This is a genomic window from Streptomyces sp. W16 (assembly GCF_033194735.1).
Lineage (GTDB): Bacteria > Actinomycetota > Actinomycetes > Streptomycetales > Streptomycetaceae > Streptomyces.
In genome coordinates, this window is record NZ_JAWOAI010000610.1 from 1 (window position 1) to 5,239 (window position 5,239).

A 5,239-nucleotide genomic window follows, 5' to 3' on the forward strand; every position below is an offset into this window, starting at 1 on the left:
CAGGCCCTTCAGGCCGGTGCCGCCGATGCCTTCGGCGGGAACGGTCGCCGCCGCTCCTCCGTCGCCGGCGCCGTCGTCCGCGACGGTCAGGCGGGCGCGGTCCAGGACGCCGTCGAGGGTGATCTCGCAGCGGGTCGCGCCACTGTGCCGTACGACGTTGGTCACCGCCTCGCGGACCACCCAGCCGAGCAGGGCCTCGGTCTGCGGGGTCAGCGGCGGGCCCGACTGGCGGACCACCGGGTCGATGTCGGCGGCGGACAGGGCGGAGCGGGCGCGGTCCAGTTCGGTGGCGAGGCTGCCCTCGCGGTAGCCGGTGACGGCCTCGCGGATCTCGGTGAGCGCCTGTCGGCCGACGGCCTCGATGTCGGTGATCTGGCCGAGCGCGGCCTCCATGTCGCGGGGTGCGAGGCGCCGGGCCGCCTCCGACTTCACCACGATCACCGAGAGGGTGTGGCCGAGCAGGTCGTGCAGGTCGCGGGAGAACCGCATGCGTTCCTTCTCGACCGCTCGGCGGGCCAACTCCTCGCGGGCGGCGCGCAGTTCGCGTACGGCCTCGGAGAGGGAGAGGATCGCCGCGGTCACCATCGTGGACAGGAACGTGCCGTAGGCGATGTTGATGGCGGCCGTGCCCGCCCGGACGCCGGAGACGGCACCCGCCAGGGCGGCCAGGGCGATGCCGGTCTTGCCGAGCCACGGGCCGCGCAGTACGGCGCCGGTGGCGAGGCCGAGGAGCGGGAAGAAGTACAGCCAGCTGCCGCCGTAGCCGAGGGCGAGACCGCAGGTGATCAGGCACATCGCGCCGAGCGCCACGCGGGTCGAGAGCGACTCGCGCTTGTCCTTCACGAAGGCGCGGAAGACGACGTTGATGTAGAGGGAGTTGAAGGCGAGCAGGCCCAGGGCGCCGATCCAGGGGTTGGGGGTCTTGCCCTGGAGGAGGTTGGAGAAGGAGCCCATTCCCATCAGCAGCCACGGCAGCAGCGCGAAGCCGGTGGGCGGCGGACCGGGCTGTTCGGGCATCTTCCCGCCGGTCCTGCGGGCCTCCTTCCGCGCGGTCTTGAACCGCTCCATGTCGGCCTTCCAGTCGGCCCGCGCCGCCTGCCAGGCCCGCACCTGACAGGTGATCCCCTGTATCCAGGACATCTCTCTCGCTCCCCCGGTCACACGGTCCGCCCGGTCCGGCGGTACGCCAGCACAGCGTACGAACCGAACGCGAGCAGCCAAGCGGTCAGCACCACGATCGCGCCGAGTGCCGGCGCGTGCCCGCCGGCGACGGAGGTGCCGAGTTCGGCGAAGCGGTTGGTGGGGGTGTACTCCGACACGGCTTGCAGCCAGCCCGGGAAGAGGCTGATCGGGAACCACAGGCCGCCGATCACCGAGAGCCCCAGGTTGCAGGCCATGTTGGCGACGCCGGTGGTCTGGGAGGTGAGGCCGTAGCCGTTGGCGAGGCCGAGGAGGGTGAAGGGGATCGAGCCGAGCCACAGCAGCAGCGCGATCGCCGCCCACTGCCAGGCGGCCAGCCGTACGCCGTTGACCAGGCCGCCCGCCGCGAGCACTGCGACGATCGCCGGCAGTACGGTCACCGAGCCCGTCAGCGCCCGGCCCAGGACGACCTGGCGCGGGGTCATCGGTGTCACCCGCAGTTGGCGCAGCCAGCCGATCGCCCGGTCCTCGGCGACCCCGCCGCCGGTGTTGAGCGCGGAGCCGACCGCGCCGTAGGCGGCCATGCCGACCATGGCCGTGGCCTGGTAACCGCTGTCGTCGCCACCGAGGTTGGTGAACAGCAGGTACATCATCACGGGCATCGCGATCCCGCCGATCACGAAGCCGATGTCGCGCAGGGTCCGGCGTACTTCGAGGCGCAGGTAGTCGAACATCACACCGTCTCCATTTCGGGTTCGAGTTCGTGTGCCGTCAGTGCCAGGAACGCGTCGTCGAGGGACGCCGGGGTGACCTCCAGGCCGCGGATCGCGTCCAGGTCCGCCAGTGCGCGCACGGTCGCGTCCGAGTCGTCGGTGCGCAGCAGCGCGCGGTCGCCGCGGATTTCGACGGTCCGTACGCCGGGCAACTGGGCGAGGCCCTCGGTGGAGCCGCCCGCCAGGTCGAAGGAGACGAGGCTGCCGCTGGCCGCCCGCTTGAGCTGCTCGCCGGTGCCGTCGGCGACGATCCGGCCGCGGTCGATGACGACGATCCGGTCGGCGTGCGCATCGGCCTCCTCCAGGTAGTGCGTGGAGAACAGGACGGTGTGACCGCGCCGCGCGTACGCCCGCATCGACTGCCAGAACGCGTGCCGCGCCTCCACGTCCAGGGCGGCGGTAGGCTCGTCGAGCACGATCAGCGCCGGGTTGCCCGCCAGTGCCACGGCGAACCGCACGCGCTGCGTCTGCCCGCCCGACAGCCGGTCCACCCGCCGCCCGGCCAGCTCGCCGATACCGGCCAGCTCCAGGGCCTGCGCGACGGGCATCGGCGTCGGATAGCGCCGGGCGACGAAGGCGACCAGCTCGCCGACGGTGACCCGGGGCACCGCCCGCGCCTCCTGCAGCATCGCTCCGACCAGGCCGTTGCGTACGGCCAACTCCGGTGCGGCGCCGAACAGTTCGACCGTGCCGGTGTCGGGCGTGTTCAGCCCGAGCAGCAGCGAGATCGTCGTCGACTTGCCCGCGCCGTTGCGGCCGAGCAGCGCGACCGTCTCGCCGCGCCCGATCTCCAGGTCCACGCCGTCCACGGCACGCACCGCGCCGAAGGTCTTGACCGCCCCCGCGAAGGACACGGCAGCCTCTGTCCGGTCCGCCGCCCCACCTGTCTGTGTCATGGCTACGACGCTACGGATCCGCGCCCCCCGCCCGGCAGATGCGCTTGTACGGACTCGGGCAGGACAAATGTCACGGGCGCCGGAACGGACACAGGTACGGACACAGTTACGGACGCCGGTACCGACACCGACCTGACGCACCGTCAGGAGCCTTCACAAGTGCGGGGCGCTCGGCTATACAGAAGGGCGCCGGACTGGAACGCGTTCTAGGTCGGCCCGTGACGACCTCGGTGCGGCCGACGGTGCGGACGGCCGCACCGAGGTCTTCGACCACCGGCGATCAGGAGCCCCATGCCCATCGACGCAGCCCAGGCCCTCGCGGCCGAACCCCGGACCGGCGAGATCTCCTGGGACACCAAGGACGTCCAGCTCTACCACCTCGGCCTCGGCGCGGGCACCCCGGCGACCGACCCCGACGAGCTGCGCTACACCCTGGAGTCCCGGCTGCACGTCCTGCCGAGCTTCGCCACCGTCGCGGGCAACGGCTCACCCGGCGTGATCAGCGGCCTGTCCATGCCCGGCATCGAGGTGGACCTCGCCCGCGTCCTGCACGGCGGCCAGTCCCTGCGCCTGCACCGCCCGATCCCGGCCAAGGGCACCGCGACCACCACCAGCCACATCGCCGCCGTCTACGACAAGGGCAAGGCGGCCGTCCTCGTCATGCGCACCGAAGTCGCCGCCGCCGACGGCCCGTTGTGGACCAACGACGCGCAGATCTTCGTACGGGGAGAAGGCGGCTGGGGCGGCGACCGCGGCCCCTCCACCCGCCTCGAACCCCCAACAGGGGCGCCCGACAAGGTGGTTGAGCGTGCCGTCCGCGAGGACCAGGCCCTCCTCTACCGCCTCTCCGGCGACTGGAACCCGCTGCACGCCGACCCCGAGTTCGCCAAGCTCGCCGGATTCGACCGGCCCATCCTGCACGGGCTGTGCACCTACGGCATGACGCTCAAGGCGGTCGTCGACACGCTGCTCGACGGCGATGTGACCCGGGTGCGCTCCTACGACACACGGTTCGCCGGAGTCGTCTTCCCCGGCGAGACGCTGCGCATCCGCATGTGGCGGCAGGGCGACAGCGAAGTGCGGGTCGCGGTGAGCGCCGTGGAGCGGGACGACGCACCTGTCCTCGCCGACACGATCGTCGAACACGCCTGAGCCGGGCCAGAGTTGACCAGAGTTGAGGGGAGCCGCACCATGCGCGCAGCCGTACTGCACGAGATAGGCCAGGACAAACTGGAAGTCCTCGACGACGTCGAGACGACGGGCTTCGGGCCCGGCCGGGTCAGGATCCGGGTGCGCGCCACGGGGCTGTGCCACTCGGACCTGTCCGCGATGGCCGGTGTCCTGCCACAGCCTGCGCCCTTCGTCCCGGGGCACGAGGGCGCCGGCGAGATCCTCGAAGTCGGCGAGGGCGTGGGCCAGTTGAAGCCCGGCGACCGGGTCGTGGTCTGCTGGCTGCCGGCCTGCGGTGTGTGTGCCGCCTGCAAGCGCGGCCAGACCCAGCTGTGTCTGGCCGGGTTCATGAACGCGGGTACCCCCAACTTCAAGCGCCCCGGCGGGGACGTCTTCGGCTTCGCGGGCACCGGCACCTTCGCCGAGGAGGTCGTCGTCGACGCCGGCTGCGCCGTGCCGATCCCCGACGACGTGCCCTTCGACATCGCGGCCCTCATCGGCTGCGGCGTCACCACCGGACTCGGCGCCGCCCTCAACACCGCCGATGTGGAGGCCGGTTCGTCGGTCGCCGTGATCGGCTGCGGGGGCGTCGGCATCTCCGCGATCCAGGGCGCCCGGCTCAAGGGCGCCGCCGAGATCGTCGCCGTCGACCCGGTCGCCTCGCGCCGCGAGGCCGCGCTCAAGTTCGGTGCCACGAGGGCGGTTTCACCGGACGAGCTGCCCGCCGCCAAGCAGGAGGTCACCGGCGGCGAGGGCTTCGACTACGTCTTCGAGGTCGTCGGCCGCTCCGCCACCGCCCGCACCGCCTACGAGAACACCCGGCGCGGCGGCACCCTCGTCGTCGTCGGCGCGGGCGCGCTCGACGACTTCCTCCAACTCAGCATGTTCGAGCTGTTCTTCGACGAGAAGCGCATCCTGCCCTCGATGTACGGCGGCGGCGACGTGCTGCGTTCCTACGAGCGCACGATCGCCCTGTGGCGGGCGGGCCGCGTCGACCTGGAGGGCCTGATCACCCACCGGGTGCCGCTCGCCGACATCAACGAGGCCCTGGACCAGATGCGTTCGGGGACGGCCCTGCGTACCTGCATCGAGATCTGAGGGCCGGGCATGCCGTCGCCACTTGAGGGCCTGGCCGCGATCGTCACCGGTGCCGGACGCGGGCTCGGCCGGGCCGAGGCGCTCGAACTCGCCCGGCTCGGTGCGGCCGTGGTCGTCAACGACTACGGCCAGCCGGGCCGGGACGGCTCCGGCGAGGCCTCC

The 5,239-nt window shown here is 72.1% G+C and carries 5 protein-coding genes and 1 pseudogene; 3 read left to right on the forward strand and 3 right to left on the reverse strand.

The genetic code is table 11. From position 1 onward, the window contains the following. The 3 genes from R6V09_RS45170 to R6V09_RS45180 all read right to left on the reverse strand — a co-directional run. Window positions 1–1,140 (reverse strand): sensor histidine kinase (locus R6V09_RS45170; protein ID WP_317887293.1); only part of this gene is annotated, 1,140 nt, incomplete at its 3' end. Between the two features lie 17 nt (window positions 1,141–1,157). After that, on the reverse strand, window positions 1,158–1,874 hold the full coding sequence (locus tag R6V09_RS45175) for an ABC transporter permease (RefSeq protein ID WP_317887294.1): 717 nt from the start codon (window positions 1,872–1,874) through the stop codon (window positions 1,158–1,160). Further along, on the reverse strand, window positions 1,874–2,809 hold the full coding sequence (locus R6V09_RS45180; RefSeq protein WP_317887295.1) for an ABC transporter ATP-binding protein: 936 nt from the start codon (window positions 2,807–2,809) through the stop codon (window positions 1,874–1,876). The genes R6V09_RS45175 and R6V09_RS45180 overlap by 1 nt, the downstream gene beginning before the upstream one ends. A gap of 291 nt (window positions 2,810–3,100) precedes the next feature. Between R6V09_RS45180 and R6V09_RS45185 the strand changes: the two genes are divergently transcribed. The 3 genes and pseudogenes from R6V09_RS45185 to R6V09_RS45195 all read left to right on the forward strand — a co-directional run. Next, window positions 3,101–3,961, forward strand: coding sequence for a MaoC/PaaZ C-terminal domain-containing protein (locus R6V09_RS45185; protein WP_317887296.1), 861 nt, complete (start codon window positions 3,101–3,103; stop codon window positions 3,959–3,961). Between the two features lie 39 nt (window positions 3,962–4,000). Beyond that, entirely contained in the window at window positions 4,001–5,077 is a 1,077-nt protein-coding gene (locus tag R6V09_RS45190) for a Zn-dependent alcohol dehydrogenase (protein ID WP_317887297.1), read from the forward strand. Between the two features lie 9 nt (window positions 5,078–5,086). After that, window positions 5,087–5,239, forward strand: a pseudogene (locus R6V09_RS45195) (short chain dehydrogenase); the annotation flags it as partial.

Excerpts from the sequence above, each read along its gene's own strand:
- R6V09_RS45175 (WP_317887294.1), bottom strand. The coding sequence starts at position 1,874 with ATGTTCGACTACCTGCGCCTCGAAGTACGCCGGACCCTGCGCGACATC.
- R6V09_RS45180 (WP_317887295.1), bottom strand. The coding sequence starts at position 2,809 with ATGACACAGACAGGTGGGGCGGCGGACCGGACAGAGGCTGCCGTGTCC.
- R6V09_RS45185 (WP_317887296.1), top strand. The coding sequence starts at position 3,101 with ATGCCCATCGACGCAGCCCAGGCCCTCGCGGCCGAACCCCGGACCGGC.
- R6V09_RS45190 (WP_317887297.1), top strand. The coding sequence starts at position 4,001 with ATGCGCGCAGCCGTACTGCACGAGATAGGCCAGGACAAACTGGAAGTC.